General features: G+C 32.5%; 1 protein-coding gene. It reads right to left on the bottom strand.

Annotated elements, in window-relative coordinates; genetic code table 11:
• Window positions 1-41: 41 nt before the first annotated feature.
• Complete coding sequence (locus tag KP78_RS18380) at window positions 42-596, bottom strand: dihydrofolate reductase family protein (RefSeq protein WP_041091176.1); 555 nt, start codon at window positions 594-596, stop codon at window positions 42-44.
• Window positions 597-616: the final 20 nt, after the last annotated feature.

Raw genomic sequence — 616 nt, forward strand, 5'->3', positions numbered from 1 at the left:
CCCGTTTGTTTAAGTACATCATTTCACAAATAGATTTATTTTCACTTCTCGTTATGCTGATAACATAGTTGAACTACACCAGAGGAAAACCTTTTTGTTTCAACCAGTTTTAGCGTTACCCTTTGCTTAATGTCAATAAACAGGGGTTTTCCTTCTCCCAAAATAATAGGGTGAACAGATAATCTAAATTCATCTACAAGCCCTAAGTTTATAAAGGTTGTAATTAGACTTGCCCCACCATAGTGCCAAATGTCTTTACCAGGCTTATTCTTTAATTTGATTATTTCTTCCTCAATATTTTCATTTATAAATGTAACGTTATTTTCGGACTTTTTTCGTGTTTTTGAAAACACGTATTTCTCTTTACTGTGGACCGATCCCCAAATTTCTTTTTCTGTATCAGGTTTATATTGACCCCATAAATCATAACTTTTTCTTCCATATAAAATAGTATCTATTTGATTTAAGAACTTATTGAAATCCATATCGGGATCCATTATACACCAGTCTACCTCCCCTTTTGGTCCTTCGATAAATCCATCTAAAGTTACTGCTAAATCTAAAAATATTTTTCTTGGTCTGTGGTACTTAACCATATTCATCCTCCTTTAAGTTA

It is taken from the genome of Jeotgalibacillus soli, assembly GCF_000829435.1.
In the GTDB taxonomy this organism is placed as follows: domain Bacteria; phylum Bacillota; class Bacilli; order Bacillales; family Jeotgalibacillaceae; genus Jeotgalibacillus; species Jeotgalibacillus soli.